This is a genomic window from Streptomyces sp. NPDC028907 (assembly GCF_055564995.1).
The window spans coordinates 107,119-124,608 of record NZ_JBVHVE010000013.1 but is presented as its reverse complement, the minus strand read 5'-3'; the positions used below and the strand labels follow the sequence as shown (position 1 = coordinate 124,608).

General features: G+C 72.0%; 11 protein-coding genes. 4 read left to right on the top strand and 7 right to left on the bottom strand.

Features of this window, described 5'->3' with window-relative positions; all coding sequences use genetic code 11:
- The first annotated feature begins 44 nt into the window (after positions 1 to 44).
- Entirely contained in the window at positions 45 to 1,058 is a 1,014-nt protein-coding gene (locus ACZ4UU_RS33795; protein WP_471907194.1) for an N-acetylglucosamine kinase, read from the top strand.
- Entirely contained in the window at positions 1,055 to 3,298 is a 2,244-nt protein-coding gene (locus tag ACZ4UU_RS33790; protein ID WP_471907193.1) for a glycoside hydrolase family 3 N-terminal domain-containing protein, read from the top strand. The genes ACZ4UU_RS33795 and ACZ4UU_RS33790 overlap by 4 nt, the downstream gene beginning before the upstream one ends.
- On the opposite strand, the gene ACZ4UU_RS33785 is transcribed toward ACZ4UU_RS33790, so the two are convergent.
- The 6 genes from ACZ4UU_RS33785 to ACZ4UU_RS33760 form a co-directional block, all read right to left on the bottom strand.
- A complete protein-coding gene (locus ACZ4UU_RS33785) occupies positions 3,262 to 4,140 on the bottom strand; it encodes a carbohydrate ABC transporter permease (RefSeq protein WP_471907192.1) in 879 nt (292 codons plus the stop codon). The genes ACZ4UU_RS33790 and ACZ4UU_RS33785 overlap by 37 nt on opposite strands.
- The gene (locus ACZ4UU_RS33780) at positions 4,137 to 5,168 is read right to left on the bottom strand and encodes a carbohydrate ABC transporter permease (protein WP_471907191.1); all 1,032 of its coding nucleotides are present in this window, start codon (positions 5,166 to 5,168) and stop codon (positions 4,137 to 4,139) included. The genes ACZ4UU_RS33785 and ACZ4UU_RS33780 overlap by 4 nt, the downstream gene beginning before the upstream one ends.
- Positions 5,169 to 5,170: 2 nt before the next feature.
- Positions 5,171 to 6,541 carry an extracellular solute-binding protein gene (locus ACZ4UU_RS33775; protein ID WP_471907190.1) on the bottom strand — a complete coding sequence of 457 codons (1,371 nt, stop codon included), beginning with the start codon at positions 6,539 to 6,541 and terminating at the stop codon, positions 5,171 to 5,173.
- 142 nt (positions 6,542 to 6,683) lie between these two features.
- Positions 6,684 to 7,421, bottom strand: coding sequence for a peptidyl-prolyl cis-trans isomerase (locus tag ACZ4UU_RS33770; RefSeq protein ID WP_471907189.1), 738 nt, complete (start codon positions 7,419 to 7,421; stop codon positions 6,684 to 6,686).
- Entirely contained in the window at positions 7,418 to 11,662 is a 4,245-nt protein-coding gene (locus ACZ4UU_RS33765) for a glycoside hydrolase family 38 N-terminal domain-containing protein (protein ID WP_471907188.1), read from the bottom strand. The genes ACZ4UU_RS33770 and ACZ4UU_RS33765 overlap by 4 nt, the downstream gene beginning before the upstream one ends.
- A gap of 109 nt (positions 11,663 to 11,771) precedes the next feature.
- On the bottom strand, positions 11,772 to 12,656 hold the full coding sequence (locus ACZ4UU_RS33760) for a MurR/RpiR family transcriptional regulator (protein ID WP_062719650.1): 885 nt from the start codon (positions 12,654 to 12,656) through the stop codon (positions 11,772 to 11,774).
- Between the two features lie 193 nt (positions 12,657 to 12,849).
- Between ACZ4UU_RS33760 and ACZ4UU_RS33755 the strand changes: the two genes are divergently transcribed.
- Positions 12,850 to 13,614, top strand: coding sequence for a sugar isomerase domain-containing protein (locus ACZ4UU_RS33755; RefSeq protein ID WP_471907187.1), 765 nt, complete (start codon positions 12,850 to 12,852; stop codon positions 13,612 to 13,614).
- Here ACZ4UU_RS33755 and ACZ4UU_RS33750 read toward each other — a convergent pair whose 3' ends face one another.
- Positions 13,615 to 16,773 (bottom strand): beta-N-acetylglucosaminidase domain-containing protein, encoded by a 3,159-nt coding sequence (locus tag ACZ4UU_RS33750; RefSeq protein ID WP_471907186.1) that lies wholly within the window; start codon positions 16,771 to 16,773, stop codon positions 13,615 to 13,617. It abuts the gene before it with no gap.
- A gap of 128 nt (positions 16,774 to 16,901) precedes the next feature.
- Here ACZ4UU_RS33750 and ACZ4UU_RS33745 point away from each other — a divergent pair, with 128 nt between their 5' ends.
- Positions 16,902 to 17,483: an Rv1733c family protein gene (locus tag ACZ4UU_RS33745; RefSeq protein WP_471907185.1), complete on the top strand. Its 582-nt coding sequence runs from the start codon at positions 16,902 to 16,904 to the stop codon at positions 17,481 to 17,483.
- Positions 17,484 to 17,490: the final 7 nt, after the last annotated feature.

Sequence of the window (17,490 nt, the reverse complement as noted above, 5' to 3'; positions counted from 1 at the left end):
CCGTCTCTTGTCTGGCGCGAATGTATCAACCACCATGGGCGACGATGAATAGTGATTTGAACCAAACCTCGGCCGGACGGGCACCGGCGTACGTCGTCGGCCTCGACGCCGGCGGCACCCGTACGCGTGCCCTCCTGGCGCCCGCGCACGGCGGCGAACCCGAGGGCGAGGGCGCCTCCGGGCCGGGCAACGCCCTGACCGTGCCCGGCGCGCAGCTCACCGAGCATCTCGCCGAGGCCCTCGCGCAGGCCGTGCCGGAGGCGCTGCGCGGCCGTGTCGTCGCGGTGGCCGGCGGATTCGCGGGCGCCTCGCGGACCGCCCCGGACGAGCCTGGCCGGGTCAAGGCGCACGCCGCCCTCACTGTCGCCCTGAGCCGGCTGGGTATCGACGCCCACTCGATCGAGATCCACAGCGACATCGAGGCGGCGTTCGCCTCCGCGCCCGGCCACCCCGCCGACGGACTCGCCCTGGTGGCCGGCACGGGCGCGGTCGCGATGCGCATCACCGCCCGCGCGTGCACCGCGACCGCAGGCGGCGACGGCTGGCTGCTCGGCGACGACGGCGGCGGCTTCTGGATCGGGCGCGAGGCGGTACGGCTGGCGCTGCGCATGGCCGACGGGCGGGGCGGGACCACGGCGCTGGGGGCGTCGGTGGGAAGGGCCTTGGAGGTGCCGGAGGATGTCCTGCCCGCGGATGAACGCTCCTGGACCCGGGCCCGGCGCGAGGCCTACCGCATGCACCTGCTCCCCGCCGTCATGGCCCGCCCGCCGGTCCAACTGGCCGAACTGGCGCCGCTCGTCGCGGAAGCCGCCGATCACCAGGACGCCGTGGCCGAGGGAATCCTCGAAACGGCGGCCGACCACCTGGCCGGCCTCGTCGGCGCGCTCGACCCCAGACCCGGGGAGCGGATCGTGGCGACCGGCGGTCTGCTCGGTCCGGACGGGCCGTTGACCGGTCCGCTCTCGGCCCGGCTGCGATCTCTCGGCCTCACCCTCGACTGGGTCCCCGACGGCTCCCGGGGCGCCGTAGCCCTCGCCCGCCTGGGGTACGACGGATGAGCGACGCCGACGCGCAGCGGTACCGCGACCCCACCGCCCCCGTCGACACCCGGGTCCGCGACCTCCTCTCCCGTATGACCCTGCGCGAGAAGGTCGGCCAGCTCAACCAGCGGATGTACGGCTGGGACGCCTACCGGCGCACCCCCGACGGCGGCTTCGAACTCACCGACGCCCTGTACGCCGAGACCGACCGCTTCGAAGGGCTCGGCGCCCTCTACGGCCTCCAGCGCGCCGACGCCTGGTCCGGCGTGGACCACGACAACGGGCCCGCCGCGCAGGACGGTGCGGCACTCGCCGCGCTGGTGCAGCGGCATGTCGTCGAGCGCAGCCGGCTCGGGATTCCCGCGCTGTTCGTCGAGGAGGTGCCGCACGGGCACATGGCGCTGGACGGCACGGTCCTGCCGGTCAACCTGGCGGTCGGCGCCACCTGGGACCCCGGGCTGTACGAGCGCGCCGCCGCCCACGCCGCCGCCGAACTGCGGTCCCGCGGCGGCCACGTGGCCCTCGTCTCGGCACTCGACATCGCCCGTGACCCCCGCTGGGGCCGCACGGAGGAGTGCTTCGGGGAGGACCCGTACCTCGCCGCCCGGTTCACGGAGGCCGTCGTACGCGGCATGCAGGGCGCGCCCGCCGAGTACTTCGCACCCGACAAGGCTCCCGTCGTCCTCAAGCACTTCGCTGGCCAGGGCGCCACCGTCGGCGGCCGCAACTCCGCCGAGTCCGAGCTGGGCCCACGCGAGCTGCACGAGATCCACCTCCCGGCCGCCCTCGCCGGCGTCCGTGCCGGGGCCGCCGCCGTCATGGCCGCGTACAACGAGGTGGACGGGATGCCCTGCTCCGGGAACAGGGCGCTGCTCACCGAACTCCTCAGAGAAAGCTGGGGGTTCGAGGGCCTGGTCATGGCCGACGGCCTCGCGGTGGACCGGCTGGCACGGATCACCGGCGACAAGGTGTCCGCGGGTGCCCTCGCGCTCGACGCCGGTGTCGATCTGAGCCTTTGGGACGAGGGCTTCACACATCTGGAGGAGGCGGTCGAGCTGGGTCTGGTGACCGAAGCGGCCCTCGACACCGCGGTCGCCCGCGTACTGCGGCTCAAGTTCCGGCTGGGGCTGTTCGACCAGCGGGACCGCACGGTTCCCTTCCCCGCTCAGGGCCGAGAGCTCAGCACCGCCGTCGCCCGAGGCGCGGTCACCCTCCTCCGTAACGACGGCGGGGTCCTGCCCCTGTCCGCGTCCGTCTCCCGGGTCGCCGTCCTCGGCCCCCAGTCCGCCACCGCCGCCCACCAGTCGGGCGACTACACCGCGCCGCAACGCCCCGGCACCGGAGTGAGCCTGCTCGACGGGCTACGGCGTCTCGCCCCGCCCGGCCTCGACATCCGCCACGCCGTCGGCTGCGCCCTCACCGGCGGCGACCTCTCCGGCGTCCCCGAGGCGGTCGCCGCGGCCGCCGCCTCCGACCTGGCCGTGCTGGTACTGGGCGGCAGCAGCGCACGCACACCCGGAACGGAGTTCGACGCCAACGGGGCCGCGCGGACCGTCGTCTCCGAGATGACCTGCGGCGAGGGCGTCGACCTGGCCGGGCTGCGGCTCGGGAAGGCCCAGAACGCGCTGCTGGAGGCCGTCGTCGCGACCGGGACGCCGACCGCGGTCGTGCTGGTCCAGGGCCGGCCGCACGTCGTCCCCGCCACCGGGGCCGCCGCCCTGCTCACCGCCTGGTACCCGGGCCCCTGGGGCGGCGACGCGCTCGCCGAGGTGCTGCTCGGGCTCGCCGAACCCGTCGGCCGGCTGCCGCTGTCGGTGCCGCGCTCCGCCGCCCAGCTCCCCGTCTACTACAACCACAAGGACACCGAGTACGGCGGCTACGCGGACGAGGACGCCGAGCCGCTCTACTCGTTCGGGCACGGGCTCTCGTACACGAGCTTCGCCTACGGCCCGCCACGGCTGGCCGGGCACACCGTCGAGGCCGACATCACCAACACCGGGGAGCGGCACGGCCGTTCCGTCGCCCAGCTGTACCTGCGGCGGCTGCGGACCCCGGTGTGGCCGCGCACGCTGGAGCTGTGCGGCTTCCGGGCCGTCGATCTGGCGCCGGGCGAGACCCGCACGGTGGCGTTCCCGCTCGGCGCCGAGCTGCCCGGCACGGGCACGGTGGTCGAGTTCCGCGTCGCGGAGTCGGCGCGGGCGGCCCTGACCGCCGTACCGTCTCAGAGCTTCACGGCCCCCGACGAGACCCCCTTGTAGAACCAGCGCTGGGTGATCACGAACAGCACCAGCACCGGGACCACCGAGATCACCGAGCCCGCCATCACCAGCCGCTGGTCGTAGCCGAACGACGACGTCTGGAGCCGGGCCAGGCCCAGCGTCAGCGTGAAGTGCTCCTCGGAGCGCAGCACGATCAGCGGCCAGAGGAAGTCGTCCCAGGCGCTGATGAAGGTGTTGATGGTGACGACCAGGATCGCGCCGTACGCGGACGGCAGGTACAGATGGCGGAACCGCTTCCACTCGCCCGCGCCGTCCAGCATCGCCGCGTCCTCGATCTCGCGCGGGACGGCGAGGAACGCGGCCCGCATGATGAGGACGTTGATCGCGGCGACGAAGCCGGGCAGCCAGACACCGACAAGATTGTCGACCAGGCCCATGTCGCGGACGCTCAGGAACAGCGACACCATGATCGACTCGAAGGGGAACATCATGGACGCCATCAGCAGCACCCACACCAGTCCCCGGCCCTTCCAGGCGGGCTTGGAGAGCATGTAGCCGGCCATCGTGGAGAAGACCAGCTGGCTGGTGATGGAGATGACCGCCACGAACAGGCTGTTCCTGATGTACGTCCACACCGGCACCTGGGCGAAGACCTGCTCGTAGGCCCGCAGCGTCGGGTGGTGCGGGATGAGGGAGGCGCCCGCGCCGAAGACGTCCTCGCCGGCGCCCTTCAGGGACGACAGCACCTGCCACAGCAGCGGGCCGACGGTGATGAACAGCACGAAGACCAACAGCAGGTAACGGACGACGAGTTCACGAGGGCGGCCGTAGTCCCGCCAGCGCGGCATCAGGCGCCTGCGCTTCTCCACAGCCGTGGTCATGCCTCGTCCTCCTTCGTCAGGCGCTGCGCGAGCAGCGTGAGGCCCAGGGTGAGCGCGAACAGGGCGACGCTGACCGCCGCGCCGTAGCCGGCGTTGCCGGTGAGCGGGTCGAGGCCGACGTCCCGGATGTAGAAGGGAAGTGTGCGGTCGGCGCCACCGGGGCCGCCGGTGGCGCCGCCGAGCATGTAGATCTCGGTGAACACGCGCAGCGAGCCGATGCCGGTGAGGGTGCCGACCAGCATCATCGAGGTGCGGACACCGGGCACGGTGACATGCCAGAAGCGGCGCACCGCACCGGCGCCGTCCACGGCGGCCGCCTCGTGGAGTTCGCGGGGCACGTTCCCGAGGGCGGCCAGGTAGAAGATCATGTACCAGCCGAGGCCCTTCCACAGGGTCAGGCCCATCGCGGAGAGCAGGATCAGCCACGAGTCGGACAGGAAGGGGATGGCGCCGCGGATCAGGTGCGCCTTCTCCAGCCAGGTGTTCACCAGGCCATGGTCGCTCAGCAGCCACTGCCAGCTCAGGCCGACGACCACGGACGAGGCGAGGACCGGGGTGTAGAAGGCGGAGCGGAAGAAGCCGATGCCCGGGAGGTTCTTCTCCACCAGGACCGCGAGCAGCAGCGGCAGCAGGACCATCAGCGGGACGACGATCAGCGCGTACAGGACGCTGTTGCGGGTCGCCAGCCAGAAGTCCGAATCCCCCAGCATCCGCGTGTAGTTGTCCAGGCCCACCAGGTTGTACGCGCCGCCGAGCGGCTTGGCGTCGGTGAAGGACACCAGGATCGTGTTGAGGAACGGGAACACCCCGAAGACCGTCGTGCCGACGATCGCCGGGAGCATCCACAGCCAGGGCAGCCACCAGCGGCGGTAGAGCGCCGCGCCCCCCGCGTCCGCCGTCGGGCCGGGCGTGACGGAGCGGAGGACGCGGCGCAGGCGCCCCGGCGGTTCGGGTACGGAGCCGGGGCGGGGGGCGCCCGCCCCGAGGGGAGCGGGAACGGGCGCCTGGTCCACAGTGTGCTGAGCCATCGTCAGCTGCCCTGCTCGATCAGCTCGTTGCCCTTGGACTGGGCGTCCTTGAGGGCGTCCTCGGCGCTCTTCTTGCCCTGCATGGCCAGTTGGATCTGGGCCGAGATGGCGTTCAGCTCGCCGGGCGTGAGGGCGATCTCGTCGGCCGTCGCGGTCTTGCGGTCACTGGCGACGATCTTCCGGGCCTCGGCGAAGGGGTCGCTGCCCTTGACCGACTGGAAGAACGGGTCGTCCAGGGAGGCCGTGGTCGACGGGAAGATGACCACGTTCGGGTCCTTCGCCCACTCCAGCTGGTTCTTCGCGTTGGTCAAAAACCGCGCGAAGGCGACTGCGGTCACCGCGTTCTTGCTGGTGGAGGCGGTGCCGATGTACTGCGGTGCGCCGACGGTGTGGCCGAGGTCGTCCAGCATGAAGCGGGCGACGCCGGTCTTCTTGTAGACGGTCGGGTTGTTCTGCTGGATGAACCGCAGGAAGTTGGGGTTGGTGGGGCCGTAGACCAGCTTGCCCTGGCCGAAGACGTTGGCCGGGTCCTGGGTGGAGGAGAGGGAGTCCCTGGGCATCCCGCCGGCCTTGTAGAGCTTGGTCATGGCCTCGACCCACTGGGCCGTCCTCGGGTCGTCGGCGAAGGTGAACGACTTGCCGTCGGCGGAGAAGATCTTGATGCCCATCTGCTGCCAGTCGGCCGGGATGCGCAGCTGCGGGTTGGCGAGGAAGGCGTGGTACTCGCCGCCCGAGGCCTTGGCCACCTTCTCCGCGTCGGCGAACAGTCCGAGGACGGTCGTCGGAGGTTTGGCCGGGTCCAGCCCCGCCTTCTTCATCAGCTCGGTGTTGAAGGTCTGCACGATGCCGCCGGAGTACCAGGGCAGCACGCTGTGCACCTTGGTGCCCGAGGCGTCCGCGTACAGGCTCGACTTCCACAGCGCGGGAACGAACGGCTCACCCGCGTCCGGCGCCTTCTTGTCCAGGTCGATCAGATAGCCGTTCTTGGTGAGCGCGATGGCCGTGTTGACGTTGATGTTCACCACGTCCGGCAGCGTGCAGCCCTGCGCGTCGGCGACCAGGCGCTGGGTGAAGGTGGCGTCGCCCGGGTCGTCGATCCACTTGACCTTCGTGCCCGGGTGCTCCTTCTCGAAGGCCGCGATGACGCCGTTGAAGTAGTCGCCGAAGTCCTTCTTCAAGTTGGTCGTCTGGAAGGTGATGTCGCCCTTCACATCCCCCGTGAGCGCACCCGACCCCACGTTCGCCTTGTCGACCTTGCAGCCGCCGGCCGTGGCCTCGCCGTCGTCGGAGCCGCCGGAGAGGCCGCAGCCGGCGGCCGTGAGGGCCAGGGTGAGGAAACATGCCAGGGATCCGGGAAGTCTGCTTGCGCGCATGGGTGCCCTCCTGCGGCCGGCCGAGCCGACTGGTTCGCTGGTGTTAGCTGGTTCAAATCACCAACTTGGACTCTGATTGATGAAAAGGTGGACCAGAATTCATCGGAGGTCAATGGGTTGCCGGGTTGCTTTTACGTTCCGTTCAGTGCCGGTGCTCGTGGTCCGGGTGGGACGGGTCGCCGGGGTGCTCGTGGCCCGGGGCGTACTCCACGCCGGTGCGGGCGTGGTCCAGCCAGGCGAAGAACGCCCAGCGGGCCGCCGCGTGGCGTAGCTCGCGCTCGATGTCCTCGCGGGCGCGTTCGTATGGCAGGAAGTCCGCCGGTACGGCCGCCGGGCCGTAGGGGTCGACGCCGCGCCTGAGCGCGCTCGGGGTCAGGAAGCGGTCCCGGTTGCGGTCGTAGTAGTCCCGTACTGCCGCTTCGGGGATGTGCTGCTCGGATTCCAGGTGGGTGAGCAGGGTGCGGGCGGCGGAGGAGTGGGCCAGGGCGACGGCGATGATGCTGCCGAGGTCGGCCACGGTGCGCTCCGCGGGTGGGGCGGAGGGGGGTCCGTTTTCGGGTGCGGCGCCGTTGGGGCTGGTCGCGCCCCGCGGCGGAGCCGCATATCGATACAGCCCCGCGCCCCTTGAGGGGGTTGCAGTGCCGTCGGCGCATTTGTGAGGGGCGCTACGTCTTGGCTCCAGCCCCTGCTCGGCGCATGTCTGTCGGGCCAGCTCGTCGATCACCACCACCTGTGTTGCCCAGCGGCGGCGTTGGCGTTCGGCTCGGGCGAGGGAGTCGGGGTGGGTTTCGGGGTCTCGGGGTGGGACGGACTTGAGGAAGGTGTCCACGCGGGACCTGGGGACTGGGCGGCCGTGGACGAGGGCGGCGTGGTCCGTCACTCCGTCACCTCCAGCACGACCGCCTCCGTGTAGGCGACGCATCCGTGCCAGCCGGCCTTCGCCATCAGCCAGTACGAACCCGGCGGCACCGCACTGCCGTCCACCTCGACGGCGTGGTCCAGTCGCTCGCCGCCCGGCACGGTGAAGCCCTGGCAGCCAGGGGTCACGCCCGCCCAGGTTCCCCAGGAGGAGACCGCCCACAAAGTGCCGCTGATCGGGCCCCGGGTGGTGTTGCGCAGGGTCACGGGGACGCGGACCCGTTCGCCTCGGCGTACGCTGACGCGCTCAACTCCCAGCTTCGTCACGAGCGTTGGACCCCGGTGTCCGTCCGGCACGTCCAGCGCCACCGTGTCCTCGTACGTCTGCCCGCCGTACGTCAGCCGGGCGGCGAGCCAGTGGCGGCCCGGCTCGGGGTCGGGCGGTGGTGTCACCGTGGCCTCGGTGAGGGTGAATCCGCCGGGGGCGAGTGCGTACGGCAGCTCGGGCGGCTCGACGGACCAGCCGGGTGGGACATGCAGGCTCACCGTGCCCGAGACCGGTGCGTCGGTCAGCTCCGAGGAGACCCGGACCGTCGCCGTGACCGGGCCGTCAGCGACGGTGAGCGTGGTCGGGGAGACGTACACCGCGACCGGCATGTTGCCGCGCGGGGCCGGGCCGGAGTTGTGGAGCCAGTAGCGGGTCGGGACGGGCTGGGCGGGCTCGTGTGCGGCGATGCCCTGGCCGGGTGTGGTCGACGCGTCCGTCGTGGCGAGGACGGTCGCCACTTCGAAGCCGGTCAGGTCGACGTCGAGTACCCCGTGATCGCCGGGCGTCAGTGGCTCACCACGCTTCTCCAGTACGTCCGCCCGCGCACCGTCCGCCCACTCCAGCGGCCCGCGTACCCGCGCCCGCACGGGCCGCCCGTTCACCTCGTGCATCCGGATGACGACCCCGCGTCCGGGGTCCGCCGGTGCCACGCTTCCCCGGGCGAGCGGCGACCCGGCCGGCTTGAGCGCGTCGAGCAGCACCTCCCCGGCCGGCTCCAGGCCCAGCAGTGCGGTCTTCCTCGGCAGTACGGCGCCCGACGGCTCCGCCGTCCGCCTCAGCCGCGCCGTCAGGGGGTGGTTGAAGGCGTGCCCCGCCTGCGGCAGCCGCAGCTCGCGCCAGTCGCCCGCGCCCGCGACCACGGCGTACTCGAAGGTGTGGGACCAGCGCTGGAGTTGGAAGGCGGAGCCGTCGGGCGCCGTGCGGCGGGGCGGGTCCACCCAGATGCCGGACGGCCAGCCCGTGCAGGAACGCATCAGGGACATGTAGAGGTCGCCGGAGGAGGTCACCACACAGCCGGGCGTGCCACGGTTCAGGACCGCGAAGCTACGGCCGTCCCAGGCGTCCCCCGGTGGCAGCGCCTCCCCGCCGCCCGCCGCCGTGGCGCTCAGGACCGCGTCGTCCAGGTCGGCGATCAGCGCGTCCACGGCCTTGGCGTCGTCCTCGGGCCGGGCGCCCGCCACCACGAGCAGCGGCAGCCGCTCCAGGTCGCGCAGGTCGGCGCCGGGCACCCACTCCTCCCGCAGCGAGGCGCGCGGAGCGACCCATACGGCGGCTACTCCGCGTTCGGTGAGCTGGCGGCGCACTTCCCGGCCGGCCGCGGGGTCCCAGCCGAGGGCCTCCGCGACCAGCTGGTTGCGCTCGGGGGCGCCCATCGCGATCCGGATGTCCGGCAGGTTGGAGTCGACCTCCAGATCGCCGTAGCGCGGGCCGCCGGCGATCGTCGAGGTCGCCGTCACGCCCACGCGCACGAGGGCGGCCGCGAGCGCCGTGCCCAGCTCACCGGCGTCGTCCCAGGAGGCGTACACCAACTCGGCGACCCCGATGGACCGTTCGCCGAGCGGTCGGCCGGAGCCGTCCTCGACCGCGACCCGGGCGGTGGAGCCGAGCCCGAACCAGGTGTTGGCCGGGTTGTCGAGCGTCCACGGGAACTCCTCGCTGTCCACCTCCACGAACCCGAACCCGCGCCCGATCACCGCGTCGGCCACCTCGTGCACCGGCAGCCCGCCGCGCACGTCGCAGGGCCAGCGGACCCGGATGAGGCGGTCGGCGCCGTCGTAGCCGTCGACGGTCGTCGTGAGGTCGAGGCGGTCGACGCCCTTCCAGAGCGTCAGGCGCTGGGTGTAGCGGAAGAGGCCCAGGTCGGCGCGGACGGTGATCCGGGAACCGGCGGGGGAGTGCTCGACGTCGACGTCCGCCGTGACGTCCCGGCTGCGGGCGGCGGTCGTGCCGGTCGGTGTGAGGTGCCAGGGGCCCTCGCCGAAGCGCGGGTGCCTCGGGTACTCCTCCTGTACGACCAGCTCGTTGCCGATGTCGCCGGGGCGCAGGAGTTCCCGGCCGGCCTCCGTCAGGGCCCGCAGGCCGCTGACGGTGCCGCCGCGCGCGGGGTCGACCGTCACCTCGTAGAACTCGTTGCGGATCGTCGTGCCGTCGCCGCGCGTCCACTCGGGGACCGTCCCATCGGCGAGCGGGAGCGCCTTGAGGCCCATGCCGGGCACCTCCGGGACGACGACGCGGAGTTCGCCGTCCTCCCGTACGGCGGGCAGGGGCAGACCGGTGTCGTCCAGTGGGACGAGACCAGGGTCCGCCACCGCGAGGACGTCCCGGCGCTCCCAGCTCGCCGCGTTGAAGACCACCAGGTCCGGTGTTCCGCCCGGTAGTTGGGCCACTCTGCCCGCCAGGGCATCCGTCGCGTCCGCGTGCACGGTCTCGGCCAGGTCGTACAGCTCTCGCCAGCCGGTGAGCAGGTCGATGTAGACCTGGTCGGACTCCGAGCCGGTGATGGCGTCGTGGTGGGCGCCGTAGATCAGCTGCCGCCAGGCCTTGTCGAGCGCCGCGTCCGGATACGGGTGCCCGGTCACCAGCGAGGCGAGCGTCGCCCAGGCCTCCGCGTCGGCGAGGAGCGTCTCACCGTGGCGCTGGGCCTGCTTGGTGTCGATGTAGGAGACGTCCTTGCCGGTGTAGACGGGGTTCATGTCCCGCGTCTGCGGGGAGGCCTTGCGGCCCTCGGCGTCCAGCTCCGCGCGCACGGCGGCGAAGAAGTCCCGCGGGATTCCGCTGACGAAGCGCGGCCAGACGTAACGGTCGTTCCAGTCCCGGTGGATGCCCATCACCCAGCGGCACGGCGGCGCGTAGTCACCGCCGACGGGCAGCAGGACGTTACGGGTGAGCGCGACCTGCTTGAGCCCCTTGAACAGCTTGAACGCCGCCGCCTCCGCCTCCGGCAGGGTCGGCGCGTTGTCGATCGCCCAGCCGGCGCCGTAGTGGTTGACCATGTACGCCGTCAGCAGCCCGCGCCCGGACGGGGCGATCCAGCTGAACTCCGCCGGGAACTGCATCCGGTTCGGATCGCGCGGCTCCTCGCCGAACACGGAGAGGGTCGGCCCCCACTGGTGGAAGGGCCCGCGCGCCCAGGAACTGGAGCTGACCCCCGCGTCCGCCATCAGGCCGGGGAACTGCGGGTCGTGCCCGAACGCGTCCAGCTGCCAGGCCGTCTCCGGTGATGCTCCGATGATCCCGCGCTGGAAGCCGTCGCCGTACAGGGCGTTGCGCACGGTCGCCTCGGCGCCGGTGAGGTTGGTGTTCGGCTCGTTGTAGGTGCCGCCCATGATCTCGACGCGGCCGGTGCGGATCAGCTGGCGCAGGAAGGCGCGCTCCTCCGGGAAGGCGTCCCAGTAGGGCTTGAGGTAGTCGACCTCCGCGAGCACGAAGGTGTACGCCGCATCGCGCCGCGCCAGATCGCAGTGCGCGCGGACCAGGCTCATCCCGGACTGGCCGCGCGAGTCGAAGGTGCGGGCGGGCAGTCCGGTGCCGGCGGGGTCGTCGGCGACGTCCCAGGTCTCGGTGTAGGCGGCCTGGGTGTTCCACCAGACCGGGTCGTAGTGGAAGTGGCTGACCATGAACATGGTCCAGCCGGGCTCGGCCGCCGTGAACGCGGCGGACCGCTCCGCCGTGCGGGCCGGGTCGCCGGCGTCCTTTGCCGTGACCCTCATGTGCGTGCGGTCGCCGGGAGCCAGGTCGGTCGTCACCGGTATCTCGGCGCGTACCGTGCCGTCGTCCCCCGCGGTCGCCTCGACGGTGCCGTGGACACCCGGGCCCTCGACGGTGAGGCGGACCGTCCGGCCGGGGGCCTCGCCGATCTCCACGGCCACCACCTGCAGCGGATGGTCCTCGGAACCGACGAAGAGCTCGGTCGACTCGACAGAGATGACGCGCATGGGGCTCCTACGAGTGCTCGTGGGGAGCCCCATCCTGGCGCAACTGGATGATTCAAACAACCGCCCTCAAGGTAATCAGGTGGTTGATCCATACATCGCGAGCCGGGTTTCAGCGAGTCCGGCGGTTCTTCACCGCGTGCCGCGGGGTGATGTGGTCCGTCAGGGCGAGCGAGGCGCTGGCGCGCTGGTAGGAGACCTGGCCGACCCGGACGTAGAGACAGTCCACGATCATCAGGACGGAGTGCCGGCCGCCGATGCTGCCGGTGCGGAAGCTGGTCTCCGAGGTGGCCGAGATGAGCCGGATGTCGGCGGCCTTGGCCAGCGGGGAACGCGGATCGGTGGTGATGGCGATGGTGGTCGCGCCGCGCTCCTTGGCCATCTCGAAGGGTTCGAGGGTCTCCCGGGTGGCGCCCGAGTGGGAGATGCCGATGGCCACGTCGGCGGGGGTGAGCAGGGCGGCGGAGGTGGCCGCGCCGTGCACCTCGGTCCAGCCGCGGACCTGGCAGCCGATGCGGAACAGCCGGGTCTCCGTCTCCTGGGCCACGGCGCCGCTGCCGCCGACGCCGTACACGTCGATACGGCGGGCCCGGGCCAGGGCCTGGGCGGCGCGTTCGAGGGCGTCGAGGTCGATGCGCTCGATGGTCTGCTGGATCGCCCGCAGATCCGCGCTGCCGACGACCTGCACGACACGCTCCAGGCTGTCGTCCGGCGAGATGTCGGGGCCGATCTCGGCGCTGCCCCAGTCGGAGACCTCGCCCCGGCCGCGTTCCTGGGCCAGCTCGATCAGCAGATGCTGGTAGGAGTCGAGCCCGATGGCTCGGCAGAACCGGGTCACCGTCGCCTGGGAGGTGCCGGTGCGGCGGCCCAGCTCGGCGGCCGAACAGTGGGTGACGGCGGCCGGATCCTCCAGGATCAGCTCGCCTACCTTGCGCAGGGATCCGGCCAGCCGGGGCAGTTCGGTGCGGATCAGTGTGGTGACGTCCGTCGGGGGCATGGGGAGAAGGTACCAGCCACCGTTTGCCCCCCAGGTTGAATACCAGGACCGAACCCAACGCCCCGAGCGGGCTCGTTGCCCGTACCGCTCGGTGTGTGATTTATTGATTCATCGATGTAGGAGTACAGGGTGGTTCAATCCATCAGGCTCAAGCCGTCAGGCCCTCAGTGGGCCCGTCAGTGGGGAGTGACCTGTGTCCGACGAGTCTGTGAGCGCCCGGCGCTTCGCGCGCGAGGGCATGGCCGTCCTCGACCGCCTGACCGAGTCCGCCCGCGAGGACGTGGCCCGCGCCGCCGAACTCATCGCCGAGTGCGTACGGGCGGACGGGGTGATCCAGGCCTTCGGCACCGGTCACTCCCAGGCGATGGTCCTCGAAGTCGCCGGCCGGGCGGGCGGGCTGGTCCCCACCAACCGGCTCAGCATCGCCGACCTCGTCCTGTACGGCGGTGCCGCGCCGAGCGTCCTCGACGACCCGCTCCTGGAGCGCGAGCCCGGCGTCGCCGCCCGCCTCTACGACCTGGCCGCCCCGCACCCCCAGGACCTCTTCGTCATCATCTCCAACTCCGGCGTCAACAACGTCATCGTCGAGATGGCCCTGCACGCCAGGGAGCAGGGCCACCGGATCCTCGCCCTCACCTCCCTCGCCCACACCCGGGCCGTCCCCGCGGGACACGCCGGCGGCAAGAAGCTCGCCGACCTCGCGGACGTCGTCCTCGACAACGCGGCCCCGCCCGGCGACGCGCTGCTGGAGCTGCCCGGAGGCGGCGCGGTGTGCGCCCTGTCCACGCTCACCGGCGTGATGCTGGTGCAGATGGCCGTCGCCGAAGCCTCGGGAATCCTCCTCGCCGCCGGGGAGCGACCGCCGGTGTACGTCTCCGCCAATGTGCCCGGCGGCTTCGAGGGCAACCTGGAACTGGAGAAGCGGTACGCCGGACGGATCCGGCGCACCGCGAGCTGATCACTCCACGGGTACCGGCGTCAGCGCGACGGCCAGCGGATACGCGCCGGTCGTCAGCGGGGACCCGGCCGTGCCCGCCGCGGTGTCGACCGGCACCAGGGCGTTTGCGTCCGCCGTGGCGACGTAGGCCGTACCGCCGTCCCAGTCCAGGCCGACGTCGAAGGCGGACCTGCCGACCGTGACCGCGGCGCCGGGCGCGCCGGTCACCGTGTCGACGGGGGTGACCCGGTCCCCGGTGCTGGGGCTGACCCACAGCGTCCGGCCGTCCGGGGACAGCCCGAGGCCGTAGGCCTGGCCGGTGACCAGCAGCGTCGGTTCGGTCTCGTTGGTCGCCGTGTCGATCGGAGTCACCGTCGAGGCACCGGAGTTGGACACGTACACCGTCTTCCCGTCGGGCGCGGCGACCACGTTGAAGGGCCTCGGCCCGACCGCGATCGGGCTGCCCGCGGTGCCGGTGGCGAGGTCGACGGGGCTGACCGTGTCGTCGTGGATGTTGGCCACGTACAGCGTCCTGCCGTCCGGCGTGACCGCCAGGTTCTCCGGCCCGTCGCCGACCCGGACCGGCGCACCCCCCTCGAGCGTGCCGGTGTCCACGGGCTGCACCGTGCCGTCCGTGTAGTTGGCCACCCACAGCGTCCCGCCGTCCGGGGTGAGCGCGAGACCGGCGGGGACCCGGCCGACGGCCACCGTGGCGGTGACCGTGCCGCGCGCCACGTCGAGCACGCTGACCGTGTTCGAACCCTGGCCGGCGACGTACGCGGTACGGCCGTCGGCGCTCACGACGACTTCGCCCGGGTTGGCGCCGACCGCGATGTTCTCGGTCGTCCCGGTGGACAGGTCGATGGAACTCACCGAGGCGCCACTGAAGTTGGCCGTCAGTGCTCGCGGAGTACCGCTGCCGTCGGTGACCTGGACGGGAAGCGCGCGGTCCAGGAGTCCCGAGCCCGACACGAGGACCGAGTGGACGCCTGCGGTGGCTGCGGCGTCGGCGGTGAGGGTGACGCTGACCGATGCCGGTCCGGTGACCGTGCCTTCGGCGGGCGTGGCGGTGATGCCCTCGGGCACGTCGAGCTGCCAGCCGACGGTCTCGTCCCGCGCGTCGGACAGGTCCAGGGTGACAGTGGCGGAGGCCCCCGGCCGCAGTGACAGCGAGTCGGGGGAGAAGGAGGCGTCGACGCCGGGGTCGGGGGCGGTCTTCAGCATCGTCGTGTAGAGGAACTGGTCCATCACCCCGGGCGAGACCTGCTCCGGCACGGCGTCCAGCGCCTTGCGCTCGGCCCGGAGCTCGGTCCAGTACCGGGTGACGGCTTCCGCGTCGCCGTCCTTGTGCGCCAGCAGCAGGTCCACGGCGGTCTCGCCCGCGCGGCCGTAGCGGCCGAGCTTGTCCAGCCAGGCCGAGGTCTCGTCCAGGAACCCGGGGTTGTCGAACAGGGCCCGCAACCGGGCCGGGGTGGCGGCCATGTCGGCGAAGTAGCCCCTGAGCTCGGCGGCGGCCCGGCCGAGGCCGCTGTCCTGCTCGTAGGCCTTGCGGAAGGCGGCGATCAGCGGGGTGAGCGTCGGGGCCTCGGTGGGGTCGAGCTGGGAGGAGTAGTTGTTCTCGGCGAAGATCCGCAGCCAGCGGGCGGCGCCGGGCCCGGCGAGATCCCGTACGGAGGCGAGGAAGGCGGCCCGGGGGTCGTACGCGTCCGGGTTCCACAGATGGGCCGCAGAGGTGAACAGGGCGATCCGGCTCGCCTCTGCCTGCACCATCGGGTTGGCGGTCACCCCCGTCGACGCGCTCGCCACGCCGGGCTCGCGGCCGGTGTAGGGGCCGAGCAGGAGACGGCTGGTGACGTAGTCGTTGACCGGATAGTTGTCCCAGACCAGGATCGGGTGGCCGTACACCTCACGTGCCCGCTTCACCTGTTCGGCGGTGATGGTCGGCGCGATCACGCCGACGCCGGTCCACTCGACGACCACGGACGGGTCGAGCTTCTCCCGCAGCGCCTTCTTGTAGGGGGAGTCGGCGAGGTCGGAGTACTCGGTGGGGACCATTTCCAGGGGCTTCAGGTCCGGGTGCCCGGCGGTGAACTCCCGCCACACCGTGTTGAGCAGATGCGCCTGCGCGGCGCCCGCCGCACCGCCGCCCGTCCCGAACTCCGCCTCGTCGGCGGCGCAGTTCCACTTCGTGTAGCTGATGTCGTCCAGCGGGATCGCGAAGGAGCGCACGCCGATGTCGTACAGCGAGTCGAACTTGGCGGTGAGCGCCTTGATGTCGGCGTCGGAGGAATAGCAGACCGAGAGGCCGGGGGAGAGGGCGTAGGTGAAGCGGACGTGGTTGGCGCGGGCGCGATCGACCAGTTCCCTCAGCCGCGCCAGTTCGGCGGGCGGGTACGGGTCGCGCCAGCGGGCGCGCAGGTAGTCGTCGTCCTTGGGGGAGTAGACGTAGACGTTCTGTTTCGTACGGCCGTAGAAGTCCAGCTGGGCGAGGCGTTCGGCGTGCGACCAGGGGGTGCCGTAGAAGCCCTCGATGACGCCGCGCAGGCCGGCGGTGGGCCAGTCGCGGACGGTCACGCTGGGCATCCGGTCGCCGGTGACGAGTTGGCGCAGGGTCTGGGCGGCGTAGAAGGTGCCGGTGGTGTCGCTGCCGGAGAGGGCGAGGAGGGCGCGGCCGTGGGAGTGTCCGGCGGCGAGGGCGTAGCCGCCGGAGGGCAGTCCGGTCGGGGACTTGGCGCGCAGTTCCCGCAGGGCCGCCGCGGTGGCGGCGTTCTCCGCGGGGCCGCCGACGTACACCGTGAGGCCGGAGGCGGGCGACCGCTCGCTCGCCGGCACGGTGACGATGTGCTCGGCGCCGGCCTCGCGCAGGACGGATTCGACCAGGCGTCGGGCGGCGGGATCGGTGCGCGGGCCGACGACCTCGACGACCCTGTCCGGCACGGTGAGCCGTCCCGGGCCCGCGTGCACGCTCTTCGGCGTCGGCCACACCTGCGGAATCCGGCCGTGGGGCTCGGGTGCGGTGGCGGCCGTGGCCGGGGCGGTGAGGCCGAGGGTCAGTAGCAGGGCGGCGGCGGCCGATATCAGCGGGCGGCGGGGGCGTCTGAGACGGACAACTGGAAGCACGGGCAGCACAGGAAGCACAGGACGCACGGGTCCTCCCGGGGACCGGATGAATGTATCCATCGGGAGATGCTAGAGATGCTGAATACTTCATTCAATGGTGCGGGAATTCCATGGCCGGAAGCACGCGCGCCCGACGGCAGGTGGGCGCACACTGGAGGTGTGCTGTCGGTGCTCAAGGGGGTGTCGGCATGGCTGCGTCCGGGTGTCCGAGGGTGCGGTTGTGGCGGTGGCGGCGCAGCCCGCTGAGGCGGCGCAGTGACGTCATCGAGGCCTGGGTGGTGCTGTGCGCCTGGCTGTTGGCGCTGGTCGGTGCCGTGTTCGCGGGCCGGGCGGCGGCCGACGCGGTGATCGCCTCCGCGCAGGAGCAGCGGGCCCGCAGTGACAAGGTGACGGCCGTTCTCGTGAAGAATGCGGAGGACCCGGGGGCCTCGCGGGTCACCACCGACCATCTCGTGTGGTCCACCGTCCGCTGGACGGACCCGGACGGCACGACGCACACGGACGAGGCACGCGTGCCGCCCAGCACACACGCGGGCAGCAAGGTCGAGGTGTGGACGGACCGCAACGGCGTCATCGCCAACGAGCCGCTCTCCGAGGGTGAGATGGCGCTGCACTCGGTCGCCGGAGGCATCCTGGCCGGCGCGGCCACAGCCGGTCTCGTGCTGGGGTCCGCCTGGGTGGTACGGCTGGGGATGGAGCGACGGAGGCTGGAGCAGTGGGCCGCGGAGTGGGAGCGGCTGGACACGCCGTGGGGGTGGAAGACGGGTTGAAACGGCG